Source organism: Nocardia tenerifensis NBRC 101015, from assembly GCF_000308715.1.
In the GTDB taxonomy this organism is placed as follows: Bacteria; Actinomycetota; Actinomycetes; order Mycobacteriales; family Mycobacteriaceae; genus Nocardia; species Nocardia tenerifensis.
Map to the genome: position 1 here is coordinate 12,180 of NZ_BAGH01000091.1, position 21,970 is coordinate 34,149.

General features: G+C 69.5%; 25 protein-coding genes. 18 read left to right on the forward strand and 7 right to left on the reverse strand.

The window, feature by feature from the left end:
* Positions 1-11: 11 nt before the first annotated feature.
* Positions 12-1,334, reverse strand: a complete 1,323-nt coding sequence (locus ON39_RS06960) for a nicotinate phosphoribosyltransferase (protein ID WP_040732398.1) — start codon at positions 1,332-1,334, stop codon at positions 12-14.
* Between the two features lie 181 nt (positions 1,335-1,515).
* Between ON39_RS06960 and clpS the strand changes: the two genes are divergently transcribed.
* Together clpS and aosR are read left to right on the forward strand one after the other, a co-directional pair.
* Positions 1,516-1,866 (forward strand): ATP-dependent Clp protease adapter ClpS, encoded by a 351-nt coding sequence (gene clpS / locus ON39_RS06965; RefSeq protein ID WP_051186370.1) that lies wholly within the window; start codon positions 1,516-1,518, stop codon positions 1,864-1,866.
* Positions 1,867-1,888: 22 nt separating this feature from the next.
* Positions 1,889-2,458 (forward strand): oxidative stress transcriptional regulator AosR, encoded by a 570-nt coding sequence (gene aosR / locus ON39_RS06970; protein WP_040732399.1) that lies wholly within the window; start codon positions 1,889-1,891, stop codon positions 2,456-2,458.
* A gap of 84 nt (positions 2,459-2,542) precedes the next feature.
* Here the strand turns inward: aosR and ON39_RS06975 are convergent, their stop codons facing one another.
* The gene (locus ON39_RS06975) at positions 2,543-2,815 is read right to left on the reverse strand and encodes an acyl-CoA-binding domain-containing protein (RefSeq protein WP_040732400.1); all 273 of its coding nucleotides are present in this window, start codon (positions 2,813-2,815) and stop codon (positions 2,543-2,545) included.
* A gap of 264 nt (positions 2,816-3,079) precedes the next feature.
* Here ON39_RS06975 and ON39_RS06980 point away from each other — a divergent pair, with 264 nt between their 5' ends.
* The 8 genes from ON39_RS06980 (at position 3,080) to rdgB (ending at position 9,048) form a co-directional block, all read left to right on the forward strand.
* Complete coding sequence (locus ON39_RS06980) at positions 3,080-4,141, forward strand: P1 family peptidase (protein ID WP_040732401.1); 1,062 nt, start codon at positions 3,080-3,082, stop codon at positions 4,139-4,141.
* 134 nt (positions 4,142-4,275) lie between these two features.
* Entirely contained in the window at positions 4,276-4,698 is a 423-nt protein-coding gene (locus ON39_RS06985) for a M67 family metallopeptidase (RefSeq protein ID WP_040732402.1), read from the forward strand.
* 34 nt (positions 4,699-4,732) lie between these two features.
* Positions 4,733-5,005 (forward strand): MoaD/ThiS family protein, encoded by a 273-nt coding sequence (locus ON39_RS06990; protein ID WP_040732404.1) that lies wholly within the window; start codon positions 4,733-4,735, stop codon positions 5,003-5,005.
* A gap of 9 nt (positions 5,006-5,014) precedes the next feature.
* Complete coding sequence (locus tag ON39_RS06995; protein WP_040732405.1) at positions 5,015-5,977, forward strand: PLP-dependent cysteine synthase family protein; 963 nt, start codon at positions 5,015-5,017, stop codon at positions 5,975-5,977.
* A gap of 88 nt (positions 5,978-6,065) precedes the next feature.
* On the forward strand, positions 6,066-6,788 hold the full coding sequence (locus ON39_RS07000) for a rhomboid family intramembrane serine protease (protein WP_083894286.1): 723 nt from the start codon (positions 6,066-6,068) through the stop codon (positions 6,786-6,788).
* Between the two features lie 68 nt (positions 6,789-6,856).
* On the forward strand, positions 6,857-7,621 hold the full coding sequence (locus ON39_RS07005; protein ID WP_083894283.1) for a cyclic nucleotide-degrading phosphodiesterase: 765 nt from the start codon (positions 6,857-6,859) through the stop codon (positions 7,619-7,621).
* 42 nt (positions 7,622-7,663) lie between these two features.
* Positions 7,664-8,434, forward strand: a complete 771-nt coding sequence (gene rph / locus ON39_RS07010) for a ribonuclease PH (RefSeq protein ID WP_040732425.1) — start codon at positions 7,664-7,666, stop codon at positions 8,432-8,434.
* Positions 8,435-8,436: 2 nt separating this feature from the next.
* Positions 8,437-9,048 carry an RdgB/HAM1 family non-canonical purine NTP pyrophosphatase gene (rdgB, locus tag ON39_RS07015; RefSeq protein WP_040732406.1) on the forward strand — a complete coding sequence of 204 codons (612 nt, stop codon included), beginning with the start codon at positions 8,437-8,439 and terminating at the stop codon, positions 9,046-9,048.
* A 12-nt stretch (positions 9,049-9,060) separates the two neighbouring features.
* On the opposite strand, the gene ON39_RS07020 is transcribed toward rdgB, so the two are convergent.
* From ON39_RS07020 to ON39_RS07035, 4 genes are all read right to left on the reverse strand, one after another.
* A complete protein-coding gene (locus ON39_RS07020) occupies positions 9,061-9,447 on the reverse strand; it encodes a DUF3817 domain-containing protein (RefSeq protein ID WP_040732407.1) in 387 nt (128 codons plus the stop codon).
* Positions 9,444-9,902 carry a transcriptional regulator gene (locus ON39_RS07025; protein ID WP_051186371.1) on the reverse strand — a complete coding sequence of 153 codons (459 nt, stop codon included), beginning with the start codon at positions 9,900-9,902 and terminating at the stop codon, positions 9,444-9,446. Before ON39_RS07025 ends, ON39_RS07020 begins: the two co-directional genes overlap by 4 nt.
* A 101-nt stretch (positions 9,903-10,003) precedes the next feature.
* Positions 10,004-10,879 carry an oxidoreductase gene (locus ON39_RS07030; RefSeq protein WP_040732409.1) on the reverse strand — a complete coding sequence of 292 codons (876 nt, stop codon included), beginning with the start codon at positions 10,877-10,879 and terminating at the stop codon, positions 10,004-10,006.
* An 89-nt stretch (positions 10,880-10,968) separates the two neighbouring features.
* Positions 10,969-12,375: a lipase family protein gene (locus ON39_RS07035; protein WP_246003015.1), complete on the reverse strand. Its 1,407-nt coding sequence runs from the start codon at positions 12,373-12,375 to the stop codon at positions 10,969-10,971.
* A 172-nt stretch (positions 12,376-12,547) separates the two neighbouring features.
* Between ON39_RS07035 and ON39_RS07040 the strand changes: the two genes are divergently transcribed.
* Complete coding sequence (locus ON39_RS07040) at positions 12,548-13,192, forward strand: TetR/AcrR family transcriptional regulator (RefSeq protein WP_040732410.1); 645 nt, start codon at positions 12,548-12,550, stop codon at positions 13,190-13,192.
* Here the strand turns inward: ON39_RS07040 and ON39_RS07045 are convergent.
* Positions 13,177-13,812, reverse strand: a complete 636-nt coding sequence (locus tag ON39_RS07045; protein ID WP_040732411.1) for a TetR/AcrR family transcriptional regulator — start codon at positions 13,810-13,812, stop codon at positions 13,177-13,179. The two genes, ON39_RS07040 and ON39_RS07045, sit on opposite strands and share 16 nt — an antisense overlap.
* Before the next feature lie 103 nt (positions 13,813-13,915).
* On the opposite strand from ON39_RS07045, the gene ON39_RS07050 reads away from it, so the two are divergent.
* The 7 genes from ON39_RS07050 to ON39_RS07080 all read left to right on the forward strand — a co-directional run bounded on the left by ON39_RS07050 (position 13,916) and on the right by ON39_RS07080 (position 21,876).
* Entirely contained in the window at positions 13,916-14,197 is a 282-nt protein-coding gene (locus tag ON39_RS07050; RefSeq protein WP_146251205.1) for a hypothetical protein, read from the forward strand.
* An 82-nt stretch (positions 14,198-14,279) separates the two neighbouring features.
* Complete coding sequence (locus tag ON39_RS07055; protein ID WP_040732413.1) at positions 14,280-15,221, forward strand: sigma-70 family RNA polymerase sigma factor; 942 nt, start codon at positions 14,280-14,282, stop codon at positions 15,219-15,221.
* A gap of 112 nt (positions 15,222-15,333) precedes the next feature.
* Positions 15,334-17,367 (forward strand): MDR family MFS transporter, encoded by a 2,034-nt coding sequence (locus tag ON39_RS07060; RefSeq protein ID WP_040732415.1) that lies wholly within the window; start codon positions 15,334-15,336, stop codon positions 17,365-17,367.
* Between the two features lie 69 nt (positions 17,368-17,436).
* Positions 17,437-18,096, forward strand: coding sequence for a PadR family transcriptional regulator (locus tag ON39_RS07065; protein WP_040732416.1), 660 nt, complete (start codon positions 17,437-17,439; stop codon positions 18,094-18,096).
* Positions 18,097-18,280: 184 nt separating this feature from the next.
* A complete protein-coding gene (locus ON39_RS07070) occupies positions 18,281-19,486 on the forward strand; it encodes an FAD-dependent oxidoreductase (protein WP_040732417.1) in 1,206 nt (401 codons plus the stop codon).
* 72 nt (positions 19,487-19,558) lie between these two features.
* A complete protein-coding gene (locus ON39_RS07075) occupies positions 19,559-20,326 on the forward strand; it encodes an ABC transporter ATP-binding protein (RefSeq protein WP_040732418.1) in 768 nt (255 codons plus the stop codon).
* Positions 20,311-21,876: a hypothetical protein gene (locus ON39_RS07080; RefSeq protein ID WP_040732419.1), complete on the forward strand. Its 1,566-nt coding sequence runs from the start codon at positions 20,311-20,313 to the stop codon at positions 21,874-21,876. Before ON39_RS07075 ends, ON39_RS07080 begins: the two co-directional genes overlap by 16 nt.
* The last annotated feature ends 94 nt before the right edge of the window (positions 21,877-21,970 follow it).

A 21,970-nucleotide genomic window follows, 5' to 3' on the forward strand; every position in this document is an offset into this window, starting at 1 on the left:
GGCGGCGCGGCTCAGCTCATGAACGTCGTCGGCACGGCGGGCTCGCCCGCCGATAGCTTCAGCCCTTCCCACGGCAGGCTGATCAGCCCGTGCGCCACATGGTCGCGACTGTCCGACAGCGTCGGCAGGTCCTCGACGACCTTGCCCTCGCGCACCAGCGGGACGAGCAGTTCCCGCGCCTCGAACCCGTTCGCCTCCGGCGTCGGTCCGGCGGCCGGATAGACGATCTCCTCGACGATCGTGCCCGTCGGCCGCGACAGCCGGATCGCCTTCTTGGTGCCGCCGCGCGACTCCTTGTGGCTGCTGCGCTTGGCGACCGGCACGCCCTCCACCTCGACCAGCTTGTAGACCATGCCCGCGGTCGGCGCGCCGGAGCCGGTCACCAGGGAGGTGCCGACGCCGTACACGTCGACCGGCTCCGCCCGCAGCGCGGCGATGGCGTACTCGTCCAGATCGCCGGAGACCACGATGCGGGTCTTGGTCGCGCCGAGCCCGTCGAGCTGATCGCGCACCTGCCTGGCCAGCACGCCCAGATCGCCGGAGTCGATGCGCACCCCGCCGAGTTCGGGCCCGGCCACCTCGATCGCGGTGGCCACGCCGCGGGTGATGTCGTAGGTGTCGACCAGCAGGGTGGTGCCGATGCCGAGCGCGGCGACCTGGCTGCGGAACGCGTCCGCCTCGTGCGCGCCGTCGTCGCCGCCCGACCCCGCGTGCAGCAGGGTGAACGCGTGCGCGCTGGTCCCCGCGCCGGGCACGCCGTAGCGGCGCACCGCCTCCAGATTGGAGGTGGCGTCGAAACCGGCGAGGTAGGCGGCGCGCGAGCTGTCCGGCGCGGCCCGTTCGTGGGTGCGCCTCGAGCCCATCTCGATCATTCGGCGTCCGCCCGCCGCGCTGACCATCCGGGCGGCGGCCGAGGCGATCGCGCTGTCGTGGTTGAGGATCGAGAGCGCGAGCGTCTCCAGCACGACGCACTCGGCGAAGGTGCCGCGCACCGAAAGGATCGGGGAGCCAGGGAAATACAGCTCGCCCTCGGCGTAGCCGTCGATGTCGCCGGTGAAGCGGTAGTCGCGCAGCCAGTCCACCGTCTCGGCGGGCAGGAAGGGTGCGATCACGGCGAGTTCGGTCTCGCCGAACCGGAAGCGCTCGAGGGCGTCGAGGAGCCGGCCGGTGCCCGCGACGACGCCGTAGCGGCGGCCGTGCGGCAGGCGGCGGGCGAACACCTCGAAGGTGCACCGGCGATGCGCGGAATCGTCGGCCAGCGCGGCGGCCAGCATGGTCAGTTCGTACTGGTCGGTCAGGAGTGCGGTGCTGCTGATGCCGTCGCGGATGTCCACGCCGCCAACTGTATCGAGCGTCGACCCGCCCGAACCGTTCAGAGCGCTTGCGCGGGCCGCGGTGAGCGCTCACGCGCGGCCGTCAATCATAGGCGGACAGCCGCCCGACAAGCTGTGAAATGCTCGAAACCCGCATCGGCGGGGTGTTGCTCACTCGGAGTCGAGTCGTACCCTTGACGTTATGGCCTTGTGCAACATAGTCGGAGGCGGCGCCGTGGCGGACGCCGTGGACGCGACCCTGTCAGCGGCACAGGCGACCCCCGAGGCGGTCGAGTACACCGAGATCTTGGAGGCGGAGGATCGCCCGTGGGTCACCGTCGTCTGGGACGACCCGGTCAACCTCATGCACTACGTCGCCTACATATTCCAGAAGCTGTTCGGCTACAGCAAAGCGAAGGCGACCGAGCTGATGCTCTGCGTGCACAACGAGGGCAAAGCGGTGGTCTCCTCGGGGTCGCGGGACAAGATGGAACACGACGTTCAGCGCCTGCACGCCGCGGGACTCTGGGCGACCATGCAGCGGGACGACTGACCAGGACGACTACCCTGACGCCGTGCGGAAGTGGAGCAGGAAGAACTCGCTGAGCGGTCTCAAACTGCGGTCCGAGATGGACGCCCGTGAGGCCAACGTGCTGCGCTCGCTCGTCGGCGCGGTCTCCGGGCTGCTCGCCGAGCGAGCCGAGGAAGCGCCCGAGGACGATCTGGCCGCGCTGACCGGGCTGCGCACCGGCAACACCACCGCGCCCGAGGATCCTCGGCTGCGCAGGCTGCTGCCGGACTTCCACCGCAGCGAACCGGGTTCCCCCGACGCCGAACGCGCCGACCTCAACAGCGCGCTGCGCGGGCTGCACGAGCCGGAGATCATCGACGCCAAACTCGCGGCGGGCAGCGTCATCCTGAACACCGTGCCCACCTCCGGCGGCAAGATCGTGCTCACCCCCGAGCAGGCCGACTCCTGGCTCACCGCCCTCACCGACGTGCGCCTCGCCCTCGGCACCGTCCTCGGCATCGACGCCGACACGCCCGACCACCTGTCCCCAGACGACCCGCGCGCCCCGCACCTGGACGTCTACCACTGGCTCACCTGGATGCAGGATTCCCTGCTGCAAGCGCTGGCTCCTTAGCGCCTGGCTTCGAACTCCAGACTGCCCGACGGCCACGCCCTGGCCACACCCCCAACGAGTCGCCAGGGGCTGTGAAGAACAAGCTCAGGAGTCCTGGGCGATCGTGTCCCTGGCGATCTGGATGTAGTTCGAAGTGGCCTCGTCTTGTGACATGCCCTTCAGATCGTTCCAGGCGTTCCACTTCGCTTTACCGGTGAGATCGAACATGCCGGGTGCGGAGGTGTCGTTGTCACCGACGGTGGCTTGCTTGAAGTGTGCGTACAGACGGAGCAGCGTGTCGTTGCTCGGTTTGCTCGACAGTGACTTCACCTGCTCGGCGAGCTGGGTGAACTCTGGGTTGTGCAACCCGGTGGCCATCGGCGAACCTCCCTTGCTCGATCTTCGACTTGGGAAATCAATCCAAGGCTACGGGGCCAACTCCTTCGAGACGCCGATCCAGCGAAATGACCGCAACTCGGCTACGCGGCCGCAGTCGGGACGCCGACACCGTCCACCGCTGTTCGGTCCCGCGCCGGGGGCTCTGCTACTCGAGTCCACGCGAACCGACTGCCGGGGCCCCGCGAATCCGGCGCGGCAGGGTAGAACAGAACCTGTACGCGCGAGGCGAGGGTAGGAGCAACTGTGCAGGTGCAAGCGGGGCAACGTAATTCGCTGACCGACGTGTCCGGCCTGCTGGTCGGGCACCACCACGTGCTCGACCCCGACGCGACCCTCGGCTCCGGCGCGGCGACGGGATCCACCGTGGTCTTCGCCCCGGGCGGCGCGAACGCCGCGGTCGACGTGCGCGGCGGCGGACCGGGCACCCGGGAGACCGACGTGCTCGACCTGGCGACCACCGTACGTCAGGTCAACGCGCTCCTGTTCACCGGCGGCAGCGCCTACGGCCTCGCCGCGGCCGACGGGGTGATGCGCTGGCTCGAGGAGCGCGGCGAGGGCGTCCCGATGGACGCGACCGATCCGAGCCGCGTCGTCCCGATCGTGCCCGCCGCGGTGGTCTACGATCTTCCGTTGGGCGCGTGGAACATTCGGCCCAACGCCGACTTCGGCTACCGGGCGGCGGACGCCGCGGCGCTCGACTTCGCACGCGGCGTGGTCGGCGCGGGCGTCGGCGCGCGGTCCGGCGCGCTCAAGGGTGGCATCGGCTCGGCGAGCGTGGTGATCACCGAGGGCGTGGCGGCCGGAGCCACCGTCGCCGCGCTGGTCGTGGCCAACTCCGCCGGCTCACCCTTCGATCCGCGCACCGGACTGCCGTGGGGCGCGGGCACCGACGGGCCCGAGCACTTCGGCCTGCGGCCCGCGACCGCCGAGCAACTGGCCCGCGCCAACGCCCTTCCGGCGAAAGGCATGCGACTCAACACGACCATCGGCGTAGTGGCCACCGACGCGCCGCTGGACCCGGTGGGCTGTCAACGCCTGGCCACGACCGCGCACGACGGCCTGGCCCGCGCCATCCGCCCCGCGCACGCCCCGTTCGACGGCGACACGTTCTTCGCACTGGCGACCGGCGCGTGGCAGCCGCCCGAGCGCATCGAACTGCCCGCGGCGTTCCCCCGCGACGTGATGCTGGTCGACAAGCTCTGCACCGCCGCGGGCCTGTGCGTGGAGCGCGCGATCGTCGACGCGATCCTCGCGGCCACCTCCGTCGGCGAAGTCCCTGCGTACCGCGACCTGTTTCCCCGGTGAACGCGGAGAATCCGGAACCAGGCGCGGCGCGCGGGGAATAGCCGAATATTCTCACTGGTTGTCGACTGCGACAGGTCGGCGCTGCGGAGCGCGGCGAGGGCGAGTGCCCGAACCGGGCGGAAGGGTGAGAACTCGTGCTGGTGATCAGGGCCGACCTCGTGGAGGCGATGGTCGCGCACGCGCGCGCCGACCACCCCGACGAGGCGTGCGGCGTCATCGCCGGGCCGGAGGGTTCGGACCGTCCGGAGCGGTTCATCGCCATGATCAACGCCGAGCGCTCGCCGACCTTCTACCGCTTCGACTCCGGTGAGCAGCTCAAAGTGTGGCGCGCCATGGACGACGCCGACGAGACGCCGGTGGTGATCTACCACTCGCACACCGCCACCGAGGCGTACCCCAGCCGCACCGACGTGTCCTACGCGTCCGAGCCCTACGCGCACTACGTGCTGATCTCGACCCGCGACCCCGAGCAGCACGAGCTGCGCAGCTACCGGATCGTCGACGGCGAGGTCACCGAGGAGCCGGTGCGGATCGTCGACGCCTACGAAAACGCCTGAAACCGATGCCTTTTCGCGAAACCGAGGAGTTCTCATGCCGGTAACCGTGTCCATCCCGACCATCATGCGTGGCCTCACCGGAGGGGAGAAGCGCGTGCAGGCGCAGGGCTCGACGCTGAGCGCGCTGATCGATGACCTCGAGGCGAGCCACCCCGGCATCGCCGAGCGGCTGCTCAAGGACGGCAAGCTGAACCGCTACGTCAATATCTACGTCGACGACGAGGACGTGCGCTTCGCCGGCGGGCTCGAGGCCGAGGTCCCCGCCGACGCGAGCGTGACCATCCTGCCCGCCGTCGCCGGAGGCTGAGGCGAACCCGTGGCGCGCTATGAATCGCTGATCGCGACCCTCGGCGACACCCCGCTGGTCGGCCTGCGCACCCTGTCCCCGCAGTGGGACGGCGAGAATCATGTGCGGCTGTGGGCCAAACTCGAGGACCGCAACCCGACCGGCTCCATCAAGGACCGGCCCGCGCTGCGGATGATCGAGCAGGCCGAGGCCGAGGGCCGGCTGACGCCCGGTTGCACCATCCTGGAACCCACCAGCGGCAACACCGGCATCTCGCTGGCGATGGCCGCCAAGCTCAAGGGCTATCAGCTGGTCTGTGTGATGCCGGAGAACACCTCGGTCGAGCGGCGTCAGCTGCTGACCATGTTCGGCGCGCGCATCATCGACTCGCCGGCCGCGGGCGGCTCCAATCAGGCTGTGGCGCTGGCCAAGCAGATCGCCGGGGAGAATCCGGACTGGGTGATGCTGTATCAGTACGGCAACCCGGCCAACGCGCTGGCGCACTATGAGACCACCGGGCCCGAGATCCTGGCCGACCTGCCGGAGATAACACACTTCGTCGCCGGGCTCGGCACCACCGGAACGCTCATGGGCACCGGGCGTTTCCTGCGCGAGAAGGTGCCCGGCATCGAGATCGTCGCGGCCGAGCCGCGCTACGGCGAGCTGGTCTACGGGCTGCGCAATATCGACGAGGGCTTCATTCCCGAGCTGTACGACGAGTCGGTGCTGACCACCCGGTTCTCGGTCGGCCCGTTCGACGCGGTCAAGCGCACCCGCGAACTGGTCGCGGAGGAGGGCATTTTCGCGGGCATCTCGACCGGCGCGATCCTGCACGCGGCCCTCGGCGTGGCCCGCAAGGTCGCGAAGGCGGGCCGGCGCGCCGACATCGCGTTCGTCGTCGCCGACGGCGGCTGGAAGTACCTGTCGACGGGCGCCTACGACGGCACGCTGGAAGAGGCCGAGGAGCGCCTCGACGGTCAACTCTGGGCATAGCGCCCGCGGGTACCCTCGAAACAGCGGGTGGACGGCCCGCGCCGAAGATCAGCGAGCCGTCGTGATCCCGCCGAGCGAGGAGGCTGCGATGACCGGCGGTTCGGGAATCGGTTCGTCATTCGACCCCGATCGGATCGCGGCGATCCGTGCCCAGCTGGGGAAGCCGGGCGCGACGGCGAATTCCCCTGCGAAGCCCAGCAATATCGCCGCCGTCAAACAGTTGTGGCTGCGGGCCGGAGTGCTCACAGCCGGTTTCGTCGCGCTGCTGTACGGCATCGAGGGCGTGGACACCCTCGACCACAACGAGCTGAACAACGCGGGCATCCATCCCCGTGAGGCCGACGGACTCTGGGGCATCCTCTTCGCCCCGGTCCTGCACGCCAACTGGCCGCACCTGGTCGGCAACACCCTGCCCGTCCTCGTGCTCGGCTTCCTCGCGCTGCTCGCGGGCATCGGCCGCGGGCTGGCCGCGACCGCCATCATCTGGGTCATCGCAGGCATCGGCACCTGGCTCACCGGCGCCACCGGCAGCGTGCACCTCGGCGCCTCGGTTCTGGTGTTCGGCTGGTTGACATTCCTGATCTCGCGCGGCTGGTTCGCCCGCAACGTCGGCCAGATCCTGCTCGGGCTCGTGGTTTTGGCGCTCTACGGGTCGCTGCTGTGGGGCGTATTGCCCGGCCAGGACGGAATCTCTTGGCAGGGCCATCTTTTCGGGGCGATGGGTGGAGTGGTTGCCGGCTGGGTACTCTCTGGTGATGCACGCCGGATACGTCGCGGGGATCGAGCCGGGGTCGCCGCGTCGCCACGGTGATCGCGCGGCCCTTCGAGAAATGTGGGGATAGTTTCTTGACCGATAATTCGTCGTGGCAGCATGGGGGGATGCGCCTCACCGTCCTCGGGTGCTCGGGCAGTGTGTCCGGCCCGGACTCCCCAGCGTCGGGGTATTTGCTGAGCGGGCCGGATATGACGCCCGTCGTGATCGATTTCGGGCCGGGGGTGCTCGGCGCGCTGCAGCGCTACGCCGACCCCGGTGAGGTCGACATCTTCCTGACCCACCTGCACGCCGACCACTGTCTGGACCTGCCCGGCCTGCTGGTCTGGCGGCGCTACCACCCCACCCCGCCGGTCGGCCGGGCCATCGTGCGCGGGCCGTCGGACAGCGCGCTGCGCATCGGCAACGCCTCGGCCGAGATCGGCGGCGAGTGCGACGACTGGTCCGACGTGATCGACCACCGGCCGTGGACCGTCGGCGAGGAGATCGAGTTCGGGCCGGGCCACACCGTGTCGGCGCGCCGGATGTTCCACCCACCGGAGTCCTATGGACTGCGGATCGTCACCGCCGCCGGACGAACCTTCGTCTACACCGGCGACACCGCGATGTGCGACGCGGTCAACGAGCTCGCGCAGGGCGCCGACATCCTGATGGCCGAGGCGTCGTGGACCCACGATCCCGCGAATCGCCCTCCGGGCATTCATCTTTCGGGCACCGAGGCGGGCATGATCGCCGCGCGGGCCGGGGTGAAGGAATTGCTGCTCACCCACATTCCGCCGTGGACCTCGCGCGAAGACGTCATCGCCGAGGCCAAGGCGCAGTTCGCCGGGCCCGTGCACGCGGTCGCGCCGGGCGAGACGTTCGATCTCTGACCGGTTGCCCGCGCGGCTGTCCGGTGTGACTAGGCTGTGGCCGTGTCTAGACGAGCCGATGGCAGGGCGGACGACGAGCTCCGCGAGGTAAGGATCACGCGTGGATTCACCACGCATCCAGCCGGTTCGGTGCTGGTCGAGTTCGGTCAGACGCGGGTGATGTGCACCGCGAGCGTGACCGAGGGCGTGCCGCCGTGGCGGCGCGACTCCGGACTGGGTTGGGTCACCGCCGAATACGCGATGCTGCCCGCCGCCACGCACACCCGCAGCGGGCGCGAGTCGGTGAAGGGCAAGGTCGGCGGCCGCACCCAGGAGATCAGCCGCCTGATCGGCCGCTCGCTGCGCGCCTGCATCGACCTCGCCGCCATCGGCGAGAACACCATCGCCATCGACTGCGACGTGCTGCAGGCCGACGGCGGCACCAGGACCGCCGCGATCACCGGCGCCTACGTCGCGCTGGTCGACGCGATCACCTACCTGGCCGCCAAGGGCGTGCTGGCCGACCCGCAGCCGATCTCCTGCGCGATCGCCGCGGTGAGCGTCGGCGTGGTCGACGGCCGGGTGCGCCTGGACCTGCCCTATGAAGAGGATTCGCGCGCCGAGGTCGATATGAACGTGGTCGCCACCGACACCGGCACCCTGGTCGAGATCCAGGGCACTGGCGAGGGCGCCACCTTCCCCCGCTCCACCCTGGACAAGATGCTCGACTCCGCGCTGGTCGGGTGCGAGCGGATCTTCGCCATCCAGAAGGAGGCGCTGGCGCTGCCGTACCCGGGCGTGCTGCCCGAGCCGTCCGAGCCGAAGAAGAAGTAGCCGTGTCGCGTCGTGTGCTGGTGGCGAGCCGAAATGCCAAGAAGCTGAACGAGCTTCGGCGCATCCTCGCCGAGGCGGGCATCGCGGAGATCGAGATCGTCGGGCTCGACGACGTGCCCGCCTACGACGAGGCGCCGGAGACCGGCGCGACCTTCGAGGAGAACGCGCTCGCCAAGGCGCGCGACGGCGCCACCGCGACCGGACTGGCCTGTGTCGCAGACGATTCCGGCATCGAGGTGGACGCGCTCAACGGCATGCCCGGTGTGCTCTCCGCGCGCTGGGCCGGGCGCCACGGCGACGACGCGGCCAACAACGCGCTGCTGCTGGCCCAGCTCGGCGACGTGCCGGACGAACGGCGCGGCGCGCGTTTCGTCTCGACCTGCGCGCTGGTCGTGCCGGACGGCGCGGAGATCGTGGTGCGGGGCGAGTGGCCGGGCACGGTCGGCCGGAAACCGCTGGGTGACGGCGGCTTCGGCTACGACCCGCTGTTCATCCCCGAGGGCGGCGACGTCTCCGCGGCTCAGTTGACGCCCGCCGAGAAGGACGCCGTCTCACACCGCGGCCGGGCGCTCGCCCAGCTGCTGCCCGCGCTGTCGGAGCTCGCCGAGGGCTGAGCCGATCCGGCGTCAGACGCCGAAGTCCTGCTTGACCTTCTTCGCGTTGACGTGCTCGACGAAGAAGGACAGCAGCGGGATGGTGCCCGCGAGCAGCGTGCCGACGGTGCGCAGGACGGGCCAGCGCACCTTCACCGCCAGGTCGGCGGTGACCAGCAGGTAGACGAAGTACACCCAGCCGTGCACTACCGCGATCCAGCTGGGGGTGTGCACGTCGAAGCCGTACTTGGCGATCATCTCGCCGGTGAGCAGCAGCAGCCAGAGGCCGGTGATCCAGGCCAGCGTGCGGTAGCGCAGCAGCGCCGACTTGATCTTGTCGGTGCTCGCTCCGCCGGCCCGCGCGGGGGCGAGGGTGGCCGGGGCCGCCGTGCTCTCGGTGGAATTCTCGCTGGCGGTCAACCGGCGCTCCTCTCGGTGTCGCGGACGCGCAGGCCCGCCTCGCGGACCTGAACATCGATGTCTTCGGCGTGCAGTGCGGCCAGGTACCTGTTGTAGTCGGCGAGCACCGGGTCCTCGTCACGCACCGCCTTCGGCCGCTCCGGCAGCAGTCCGGCCGGAATCTCGCGCGGCGCAACGGCTTTCGGCGCGCGCCGGGGCTTGTCGGCGGACTGCTCGCCGGACTCGTCCTCGTGCGCCTCGCGCTCGAGCCGCACGAACCGGAAGTAGGCGAACACCGCGAACGCCGCGAACAACGGCCACTGCAGCGCGTAACCCAGATTCTGGCCGGTCCCGCTCGACGATTCGAACCGTTCCCACTGCCACCACGCCAGCGCCAGGCAGCCGAGCGCAGCGACGATCACCAGCGCGATGAGGGCCGGGCGATTGTGTGCCGAGCGGCGGGGTGAAGCGGACACGGCTTCTACGGTACCCGTCTACTACACGGTGCGTAGGACCAGGTCGGCGGACGGACGGCCCGCTCGGCCGCGTCGCTCCACGCCCGGCCTGCTCGCCGGGGTCAGAACTTGTAGCTCACTCCGGTCAGTCGCTCGGACTCTTCCCACAGCCGCCGCCACAGCTCCTTGTTCTTGGACAGCTTGCTCGACGGCGAGGCCTCCACCGGCCCCTGGGTCTGGAAGAGCCGGCTCGGGCCCCAGTAGACCTCCGGATCGGCGTCCGGCACGGTCGCGGCGAACAGCGAGGAGTGCGCGGCCTTGCTCGGCGGATGCCCGATGAGCGCGACGAACGGCTTGATGATCCGGTCCACGGGGGTCTCGGTCCTGGCGAACAGGTCGGTGGCCGAGACGCCGGGGTGCACCGCGTAAGAGCGCTTGGCCGAACCGGATTCGGCCAGGCGGCGCTGGAGTTCGCGGGCGAACATCAGATTCGACAGCTTGGCCTGCGCGTAGGCGAGGTTGCGCTGGTAGCGACGGTGCTCGTAGTTGAGGTCGTCGATCCACAGCTTCGGGGTCTGCTTGTGCGCGATGCTGGCCAGCGTCACCACCCGGTCGCGGATGCGGTCGAGCAGCAGGCCGGTCAGCGCGAAGTGGGCGAGATGGTCCACGCCCCACTGGGTCTCGAAGCCGTCCTTGGTCCGGGAGAACGGGACGTTCATCAGCCCGGCGTTGTTGATCAGCACGTCGAACTCGGCCTGTTCGTCGGCGAACTTGCGCACCGACGCCAGGTCGGACAGGTCGAGCTCGGCGACGCGGACATCGCCGGTGATGCCGTCGGCGACCGCCTGAGCCTTCTTCGCGTTGCGGCAGGCCATGACGACGGTCGCGCCCTTGGCCGCGAGGACCTCGGTGGTCACGGCGCCCAACCCGCCGTTCGCGCCGGTGATCACGAAGGTGCGCCCGGTCTGATCCGGAATTTCAGTAGGTTTCCACGCCATGCCGCAACCTTACTCTGGAGTAAGTTCCAGGGGAAGGGTTTCCCTCGGGCTCGATGACGAGTGTCTCAGACGGGAACGGTTACCACCACTCAGCGTACGCTGCCGATCGGTTGCTGGAACGCCGACGCGAGCGTGGTGCCCACGACCTCGCCCCACACCTGCCACGTCGCGGAGTCGAGCATCATCGAGCCGACATCGGTGGTCGTGACGCCGGGTGCGACGGGTTTGCCCGCGAATCGATCCCGCAGCCACAGCAGGGCGCGCGGCGCGCCGATCGGGTCGAGCGTCAGGTGTTCGCTGAAGTGGTCGCGCACGTACTCGACGCGAGCGTTCGGGTCCTGCGCGTAGTAGGCCACGAGGTCGTTGACCGGGCCGACCGGGATGAGCCAGTCCGGGTTCGCCTGGAACATGAACATGGGCATGTCCGGGACGGCCTTGCCCATTTTGGTCTTGTCCAGCACCGAGACGACCGTGGGATCGGTGAACGGGTTCGTGGTGAGCATGCCGATGATGTCGGCGAACGGGAAGAAGATCGACTGGTAGCTCGCGCAGAGCTGCTCCTTGGCCGCCATCATCAGCTTGCCGAGACCGTTCATGTTGGCGTCGAGAAAGTTTCGCAGCTCCGGGTATTCGCGCGAGACGCCGAGGGCGCCCGCGAAGACCAGTCCGGCGGAGAGGTTGCCGTTGGCCATCTTCAACGCGGCGGAGAGGTCGGCGGGGATGCCGCCCTCGGCGGCGCCGACGACATTGAGCTCGGGCGCGTAGCTCCGCTTCAGCTCGGCGGCGTGGCCGGTGGCGATCGCGCCGCCGGAGTAGCCCATCATGCCGACCCGGGTGTCGGCGCCGGACAACTGCATCGGCTCGAAGCGCTCTGCGGCGCGGATGCCGTCGAGGGTGATCCGCCCGGCCAAAGGTCCTGCGGCGTAAGCGGAGTCGGGGCCCTGGTGGTCGGGCACGACCACCGCCCAGCCCTGCGCCAGCGCCGCCTGCACCTCGAGGAACTGGGCGGCGACCAGGATCGAGCCGGTGAGAGTTGCTGGGATGGAACCCATTTGGAGCTGATAGGACGGCATGCAGTAGTTGCCGGTGGAGTCCTCGGCGATCTGGTAGGAGAACAGCGGCCGGTCGGCGACGTAGCCGCGCGGCTTCAGCACGGTAGCGACCGCGGCGATCGGCTCGCCGCGGGTGTTGGTCGATCGGTAGGACAGCTGCCAGGAGTCGACATTGACCGGAATCAGCGACAGATTCGCCACATTCACCTGGCGGGCCGCGATGAGCCGGCCCGGCTCGAGATTCGCGTAGGTCTCCGGCGCCGGGCGATAGAAGGCGGGGTCGAAGCCGGGCGGCATGGGCGGGATCGGGAACGGCAGCGCGGGCTGGACCGGGGGAGCGGCCGGCTCCGCGACGGCCTGCCCCGCGAGGGTGAAGGGCAGCCCGGTCGCCAGCACGGCGAGGGCGACGAGCAGCTTCGATGCGTGCTTGCGCGATGTGACCACAGATCAACCTCTTTGTTGCCCGGACGCACATGTGAGCCCAGTTGGTTTCAGACTGTTGTCGAGTATGCAACGCCATGACGCGGATCACAACACCGCCTCCCGGCCGGGACTGTGTCAGAGGGAGGTATGCCTGGTCACGAAGGTTGTGCCACGGCTCGGATACGGTGGTGGCGTGACCATTGTCGGCAGGCAGTACGGCGGTCGCGCCGTCGCGGAGCGCAAGGCCGAACGCCGCCAGCGCTTCCTGGACGCGGCGACCCGGATCTTCGCCGAACGCGGCTACGCGAACTGCTCGCTCGCCGACGTCTGCGCCGCCGCGTCGCTGTCCAAGAGGCAGTTCTACGAGGAGTTCCAGACCCGGGAGGACGTGCTGGTCGCCGCGTACGACCGGATCCAGGACGACGCGGCCGCCGCGCTGCTCGCGGCGCTGACCGACCTCGATCCCCGGCTCGACCTGACCGCGGCGATGACCGTGATGGTCTCGGCCTACCTCGGCTCGATCGGCTCTGATCCCCATCGCGCCAAGGTCGCCTTCATCGAGGTGGTCGGCGTCAGCGAACGGATGGAGCGCCACCGCCGCGAACGGCGGCGCGCGTGGGGCGAGCTGCTGGCGACGACCCTGGTGCCGAGGGTGGCCCCCGACGCTCGAATTCGTGGCGGAAACGGTTGGGGCGCAAGCGCTCTCATCGGTGCGATCAACGGGCTCGCCCATGAGTGGGTGCTGGCCGACCCGCGCCCGACGGTCGGCGAGCTGGTGGAGTTGCTGGTGCCGATCGCGCTGTCGCTGCTGGTGATTCCGGATCAGCGCACGGCGTAGCCGCCCAGCGACGGCGCGAGCGCGTCGAACGCCGTGCCGATGTATTCGGTGATGGCCGAGGCGATCTCGTCGTTCGACTGACCGTCGAGGGTGCGGCGCATGGTCTCGTCGAACAGCACGCGGTGCACCCCGCCCAGCTGTGCCGCCGCCACTCTCGGCGTGATATCCGTTGCGGCCGCGCCGGTTTCGGCGGCGAGCGTGGCGGCGAGGGCCTGCTCGCGCTCGTCGTGGAACTCGCGCAGGCGCGCGACGAGGGCGGGGCTGGCGGCGATCATGGCGGCGAACTCCGGGCCGGAGAAGCCGGCCACCGGATCCTGCTCGGCCGCCGCCGTGAGATAGGCGGCGCGCAGGGCCGCGAGGGCGGACCGGCCTGGCTCGCGCTCGCGGACGACACGCGCGAGCCGGTCCACGAAGACGTCGTGCAGGTCGAGGGCGAGGTCCTCCTTGCGCGGGAAGTAGTTGGTCACCGTCATCTTGGCGACCTGCGCGGCGGCCGCGACGTCGGCGATCGTCACCTTGTCGAAGCCGTGCTCGAGGAACAGCCTCGTCGCGTGATGGGAGATGTTCTCCCTGGTCTGCTGCTTCTTTCGGTCCCGAAGGCCCAACGTCTCCGTGCTCATGGCACCACCATATCTGATATCGACCGAAATTTATGCTTGACACATTTTTAGGTCTGTTCTAAGTTTGTGTTTGTCCCCGAACACGAAGGAGCGTCATCCGCGAATGAACCACGGACTTGTCGAAGCGATCCCCGCCCGCCCCAGCTCCACCATCAATCGAAAGGGACAAGCCACCATGGCCGACAAGACCTCCGCGCAGACCACCATCGACGCCGTCCTCGACCGCTTCGCTGGGCCCCAGAACGTGCGAAAGAAGAAGCGCGACAACGCGTTCCCCGGCACGCCGCGTATTGATCGCAAGAGTGCCGGTCGGTCCACGCACATGCGCGGGGCCGCTTTCCGCGCCGCCCCGCAGCGCCCGCTGCGCATTCCCGGTCGCGGCTGAGCGCCGAGCAGTACTCCCTCCGGTCGTCGGCGCGTCCCCCGCGCCGGCGACCGGTTCGCTCCCTTCGGAAGGACCCACTTCCGTGACCAAGTACTGCGCCGCTCGCCTCTCCGGCACCGTCAGCGAAGACCCGATCAAGGACTACCTGCGACTCATCGCCCGCACCCCGCTGCTCACCGCCGCGCAGGAGGTCGAGCTCGGCATGCAAATCGAGGCGGGGGCGCTGGCCGCGCAGCAACTCGCCGACGAGACCGACCTCGACCCCGTGCAACGCCGCGAGCTGCGCCGCGCGGTCGCCGACGGGCAGCGCGCCAAGGATTATATGGTCGAGGCCAATCTGCGCCTGGTCGTCTCGATCGCCAAGCGCTACCCGACACCGGCTGGCCTGTCGCTGCTCGATCTCGTGCAGGAGGGCACCCTCGGCATGATGCGCGCGGTAGAGAAGTTCGATCATCGTCGGGGACTGAAGTTCTCGACCTACGCCACCTGGTGGATCAAGCAGGGCATCGGCCGCGCGCTGGCCGATCAGGGCCGGACGATTCGCATCCCGGTGCACGTCGTCGAGGTGCTGAACCGGCTGACCCGCGCCCGGCGGGACCTCACGCAGCGACTCGGGCGCGAGGCCACCGCCGAGGAACTGGCCGTCGAACTCGATCTGACGCCGGACAAGGTCCGCGAGCTGCTCGACCATGCGCGCGAACCGTTTTCGCTGCACACCCCCGTCGGCGACGACGCCGCCGAGTTCGGCGAGCTGCTCGCCGATCCCGGCCCGGACCCCGCCGAGACGGCGCTCGCGTCGGCCACGCGCGGCCTGCTCGACAGGGTTCTCGCCGGGCTCACCGAGCGCGAGGCCGAGGTGATCGCCCAGCGCTTCGGTCTGGACGGCGCCGAGCCGAAGTCGCTCGAAGAAGTCGGCAAGGCCTACGGTGTCTCGCGCGAACGCGCCAGGCAGATCGAGGCGAAGGGCCTGGCCAAGCTGCGGCAGCCGCGGCGGGTCAAGGCGCTGGAGGGGTTGCTCTGCTGAAGGGGCCCACCCGTCGCCCGACCACCACCCCTCACGGAGTCGCTCCGCGACGCTGGTGTTACTGCCGTGTCGCTGGACGGACAGAACGGCGGTTCGCACCCATACTGATCCCATGACCGGTGCAGTCGCTGTCGCCGAGAAATCCCCCGAGCCGATGAGCCGCGCGAAGATCAATATCGTGTTCGCCACGATTGTGCTGGGCATGCTGCTCGCGGCGCTCGATCAGACGATCGTGTCCACCGCCCTGCCGACGATCGTCGCCGATCTCGGCGAGGCCGGGCACATGGCGTGGGTGGTCACGGCCTATCTGCTCGCCGAGGCGGTGGCCACCGCGCTGGCCGGCAAGCTCGGCGACCTGTTCGGCCGCAAGCTGATCTTCCAGCTCAGCGCGCTGATCTTCATCGTCGGCTCGATGATCGCCGGCCTCGCGAACGGGATGACGCTGCTGATCGTCGCCCGCGGCATCCAGGGCTTCGGCGGGGGCGGCCTGATGGTCACCGCGATGGCCCTCATCGCCGACACCATCCCGCTGCGCCAGCGCGGGAAATACCAGGGCGCGCTCGGCGCGGTCTTCGGCGTCACCACAGTGATCGGGCCGACGCTCGGCGGCCTTTTCACCGACCACGCGAGCTGGCGCTGGTGCTTCTACGTCAACGTGCCGCTCGCGATCGTCATGATCGCGATGTCGGCCCGCACCATTCCGCGGGTGCGCGCGGCGGTCAAGCCGATCATCGACTACGCGGGCATCGGGCTGGTCGCCGTCGCGGTGTCCACCCTGATCCTCGGGCTCGAGTGGGGCGGGCAGGAGTACGCGTGGGGCTCGTCGATGATCATCGGGCTGTTCGTCGCGTCGGCGGTGCTGTTCGCGGCGTTCGTGCTGGTCGAGTTGCGGGCCGCGGACCCCATGCTGCCGATGGGGCTGTTTCGCAGCCGAGTCTTCACGGTCTGCTCGATCCTGAGTTTCATCTGCGGTTTCGCGATGCTCGGGTCGATCACCTATCTGCCCGCGTATCTGCAATACGTGGACGGGGTCTCGGCGACCATGTCCGGCGTGCGTTCACTGCCGCTCGTGCTCGGGCTGCTGATCACCTCGATCCTGTCCGGCCAGGTGGTCGGCAAGACCGGCCGCTACCGGTACTTCCCGATCGTGGGCACGCTGGTGATGGCCCTCGGGCTGTATCTCATGTCGACCATGGGCCGCGACACGGGCTTCTGGGAAGAGTCGCTCTACATGATGGTGCTCGGCCTCGGCATCGGGCTGACCATGCAGGTGCTCACCATCGTCGTGCAGAACACCGTGCCGTACGCACAGCTCGGGACGGCGACCTCCGGCGTCACCTTCTTCCGCACCCTCGGAAGTACCTTCGGCACAGCCATTTTCGGCACGCTCTACAGCAACGAGATCGGCCCGAACCTGCGTGCGGCGCTGCTGGAGGCGAAGGTGGTGCCGCCGGAGGTCGCGGCGAACCCGCAAGCGCTGCAACGGGTTCCGCCGGATGTCGCCGCCCCGATCATCGACGCCTACGCAGACACCATCGACCATGTTTTCGTCTGGGTGGTGCCGGTGGCGCTCGTCGGTTTCGTGGTCGCCTGGTTCCTTAAGGAGGTGCCACTGCGCGACAGCGCCCGGACGAGCGCCGGCGGTGTGGGCGAAGGCTTTTCGGTGCCGGACTCCGCGGACCGCGTGGTGCAGCTGGAGCGGGCCATCGCCGCGACCATGCGCAGGGAGCACGCCGAAGGGCCGATCGGCCCGCGCATTCTCGCGGACGCGGGCAGCACGCTCAGCAGGGGTGAGGCCTGGGCGCTCGGGCAGGTCTACCTGCGAGATCGCGTCGCGGGCGGGGCGACGCTCGACTCGGTCGCGCGGGCGCACAAGCTCCCCGACGACGTGCTCGAGCCGATCTATCGCCGGGTCGCCGACCGCGGCTACCTCGTCGACGACGGCCGCGAGCTGCGCCTGACCGACCACGGCCAGGCCGAGCTGGATCGGGTCAAGGCCGCGTGGCGCCGCTGGCTCGACAGCAGGCTCGACGACTGGAACAACGACGACCCCGCCGACCGCGCCCTGTTCGACCAGGCGCTGGACAAGCTCGCCGCCAAACTGCTCGAGCAGGAGACCGGCGAGCACGAGCCCGCCCGCGCCTGACCCACCGCGAAACACCCTTGCGCCACTAATACTCGTGCACGTATATTCGTGAACGAGTAAGGAGGTGTGATGGCCAAGAAGCGCAAGGTGAACAACCTGCTCGCCCTCGCGGTGCTCAGCGCCATGATCGATCGGCCGAAGCACCGCTACGAGATCGCGCACACGCTGCGCGAGCGCGGCAAAGACCAGGACATGGCGATCAAGTGGGGTTCGCTCTACACGGTCGTGCAAAGCCTGGAGAAGGTCGGCTTCCTGGAGATCGTCGGCAGCGAGCGCGACGGCGCGCGACCCGAGCGGGTGATCTACCAGATCACCGAGGCCGGCCGCGCCGAACTGCTCGACTGGACAAGGGAATTGGTGGCCGTACCGGAGCCGGAGCAGCACCGCTTCATCGCGGGCCTGTCCATACTCTCGATGCTGCCCCCCGACGAGGTCGTCGAGCTGCTCGGCCGTCGCGTCGACGCGCTGAATCACATCATCGACAACGTGCGCACCGAACTCGGCCAGGTCAAGTCCTCCGGACTGCCGCGGCTGTTCGTCGTCGAGTCCGAGTTCGGGCTCGCGATGCTGGAAGCCGAGGCGGCCTGGGCCCACTCGCTGCGCGAAGAACTGATCGACGGCACATTCCCCGACCTGGACTGGTGGCGGCGGGTACACGCCGAACAGGTGCCGGTCGCGGAGGTCGTCGCGTCCGTGGAAAGGGGGATGACCCGGCAGGAACCATCCTGACATCGAGACCGGGCCCGGCGGGGTGCGGCAACACCGCCGCCGAGCCCGAGTGAACAGTCTCGAACCGCGCCCGCGTACGCGCACCCGGCTACAAGGCTGGCAACCACAGGATATCTGGGTGCGTGACGCACGGGTCGGTTCGGGGATCGCACAACACCCGAAACGCACAAACCTGGAGACATCCATGTCCACTGTAAGAACCGCCATGGTCATCGGCGGCGGCATCGCCGGCCCGGTCACCGCGACCGCCCTGCTGAAGGCGGGCATCGACGCCCGCCTCTACGAGGCCTACCCCGGCCCGTCCTACAACATCGGCAGCGGGCTCGCCCTCGCACCGAACGGCGTTGCCGCCCTTGACATCATCGAGGCGGGCGAGGCGGTCCGCGAGATCGCGCGGCCCATCTCGAAGATGGGCCTGTCCGTCGGCGGCAAGGACATCTTCATGCCCGGCCTGTCCGGCTTGGAGCCGCTGCAACTGGTCGACCGCGGCGAGCTGCACCGCGCCCTGCACGATCGCGCGGTGGCCGCCGGCGTGCCGATCGAGTACAACAAACGCCTGATCGACGTGGTCGAGGACGAGTCGGGCATCACCGCCCGCTTCGCCGACGGCAGCACGGCCACCGCCGACGCGCTCATCGGCGCCGACGGCATCCGCTCGACCGTGCGCGGCCTGATCGACCCGGACGCGCCGGGGCCGGAGTACCTCAACATGCTCGGCTTCGGCGCGATGATCGACTACGACGGCGACATCGAACCCGAGTCGATGACCTTCGCGTTCGGCAAGAAGGCGTACTACCTGTACGGGGCGACCGGCGAAGGACAGGTCATGTGGGGCGCGAACCTGCCGCACAAGGAGTACCTCTCGCTCACCGCGGCCCGCGCGATCCCCGCCTCGCACTGGCTCAGCATCCTGCGCGAGACCTACGCCGAGGACACCCCCGGTGGCGAATTCGCAAGGCGCACAACCGAGGAACAGCTCGAGGTGGTCGGGGCGCTGCACATCATGCCGTCGGTGCCGCACTGGTTCCGCGGCCGCATGGCGCTGGTGGGCGACGCGGTGCACGCGCCGTCCAACAGCTCCGGTCAGGGCGCGTCGCTCGCCATCGAGAGCGCGATCCAGGTGGCCCGCTGCCTGCGCGACCTGCCGACGCCGGAGGAGGCGTTCGCCACCTATGAGCGGCTGCGGCGCGGCCGGGTGGAGGCCGTCGCGGCGCGCGCCGCCAAGGCCAACCACAGCAAGACCCTCGGCCCGGTGGGGCGCAAGATGATGCAGCTGCTGGCGCCGGTGTTCGTCAGGATGATGGACACCGAGAAGACCATGGGCCCGGAGCAGCGTTACCGAATCGATTGGGACGCACCGGTGTACAAGGAACTGGCGAAGACGGCGTGACGCCGTAGAACCGCGCGGGCTGGTGGTCCGTACCCTTGGAGAACAGTTATACGAGAGTCCTCCGGGGGATCCATGCGACCTGATCACCAGCCCGCGCTGCACCTCGACGGCCTGTGTAAACGCTTCGGCGGGCCGTGGGTCGTCGACAATGTGAGCCTGGCGGTGCCGCCGGGCTCGTTCTTCGGCCTGGTCGGCCCGAACGGGGCGGGCAAGACGACGACCCTGTCGATGGCCTGCGGACTGCTTCGCCCCGACGGCGGCCGGGCCGAGATCTTCGGGGCCGACGTGTGGGCCGATCCGGCGCGAGCCAAGACCCTGGTCGGCGTGCTGCCGGACGGCCTCGCCCTGCCCGAGCGGCTCACCGGCCGCGAATTGCTCACCTACACCGGGCTTTTGCGCGGCATGCCGGAGCGCACCGTCGCCGAGCGCGCCGACGAACTGCTCGCGGTCTTCGAATTGACCGGCGCCGAAAAGACTTTGGTCGTCGACTACTCCGCGGGCATGCGCAAGAAGATCGGCCTGGCGACCGCGCTGCTGCACGCGCCGAAGCTGCTGGTGCTCGACGAGCCGTTCGAGGCGGTAGATCCGGTGTCGGGCAGCACGATTCGCACCATCCTGCAGCGCTTCGTCGCGGCGGGCGGCGCGGTCGTGCTGTCGAGTCACGTGATGGCACTGGTGGAGAACGTGTGCGATCGAGTCGCGGTGATCACCGCCGGTCGCGTGGTGGCGACGGGCACGGTGGCGGAGGTGCGCGGCTCGGACACGTTGGAGGAGGCGTTCGTCCGGCTGGTCGGTGGCCGCGTCGGCGGGGAGGGCGGGCTGTCGTGGTTGGCGTCCTGATCCGCATGCGGCTGTTGCTCACCCTGCGTGCGTTGAGCAGCGGCTGGCAGGGCTTCAGCTTCGTGATGGGCGTTCTGGTCGGCTCCGTCTTCGCGCTGATCACGGCGGCGATGGTCGGCTTCGCGGTGCGCGACGGCGACGCCGCGCACGCGACAACCGTCGCCGCGACGATCTTCGGGATATGGACGCTCGGCTGGCTGTGCGGCCCGGTCCTGTTCGGCAGCAGCGACGAGACCGTGCAGCCGGAGCATCTGCGACTGCTTCCGCTCAGCGATCGGCAGCTGGCCACCGGCCTGCTCGCGGCGGCGTTCGCCGGGCCCGCGCCCGTGATCAACCTGATCGCCTTCGGCGGACTGGTCGTGCTCGCGGCGCAATGGGGTTGGGCGGCAATGGTTGTGGCGGTGGCCGGGGTGGTCTTGCAGCTGGTGTTCGTCGTGCTGCTCTCGCGGGTGGTGCTGGCCTGGGTCGGCGCGGCCATGCGGTCGCGGCGCGGAAAAGACCTCGGCGTGCTGCTGGCCGGGCTGGTCGGCCTCGCGTACTACCCGATGAGCTGGTTGCTCTCGCACGTGAGCGCGTTGCGGGACGTGCCGCCGCCCGTGGCCTCGGCGCTGCGCTGGATACCGTCCGGGTGGGCGCCCGCGGCGGTAGAGGCTGCCGCGCAGGGGAATTGGCTGTTCGCACTGTTGCCGCTGGTGGGTCTGCTCGTCGTCGTGCTCGGGCTCTGGCAAGCCTGGGCGGTACTGCTGGCCCGCCGCTTGGCCGCGCCCATGAACTCGGTGGCCGGCGGCACCGGCGGCGGGCTGCTCGCCCGGGTGCGCCAGCGCGGACCGCTCGGCGCCGTGCTGATCAAGGAGCTGCGCACCTGGTCGCGGGACAGCCGTCGCCGGGCCACGGTGCTGCCGGTGCTGGTGGTCGGCGTGCTGCTACCGGTCTTTCCCGCCGTACAGGGCGGCGGGACCGGCGGCGTGCCGTTCGCGGGCGTCACCTCGGCGCTGTTCGCCTCGCTCGCCGGCGCCAACCTCTACGGCTACGACGGCACCGCGGTATGGCAGACCCTGGTCACCCCCGGCGCGGAGCGCGCGGACGCGCGCGGTCGCCTGCTCGCCCTGCTGATCGTGATCGGCCTGCCGACGACGCTGCTCTCGCTGATCCTGCCCGGCGCGCTCGGCCGCTGGGAGCTGTACCCGTGGGTGCTGTCGTTGCACGCCGCGGCGTTGGGGGCGGGTGTCTGCTCGGCGTTGGTCCTGTCGGTGATCGCGCCGTATCCGCTGCCGCCGCGCACCGGTAATCCGTTCTCCGGCTCGGGAAATCCGGGCTGCGCCAAGGCGATGATCCAGCTCGCGATGATGGTCGGTCAGCTGCTCGCGGTGCTTCCGGTGGCGATCGTTCTGCTGGTCGGCCACTTCACCGAGCAGAAGGCGGTCGAGTGGGTCGCGCTCCCGGTCGGTGTCGCCGTCTGCGTCGCCGCCGTGCTGTTCGGCGGCCACGTCGCCGAACAGCGCCTGACCACGGGCGGTCCGGAACTGCTCGACGCCGTACGCCCCCGGTGACCCGCATCGACCAGGCAATACACTTCCCTGGTGAGCGATAGAGATTCCGATGGCAGTCTCGATCTGAACCAATTGCGCACGTTCCTGGCCGTCC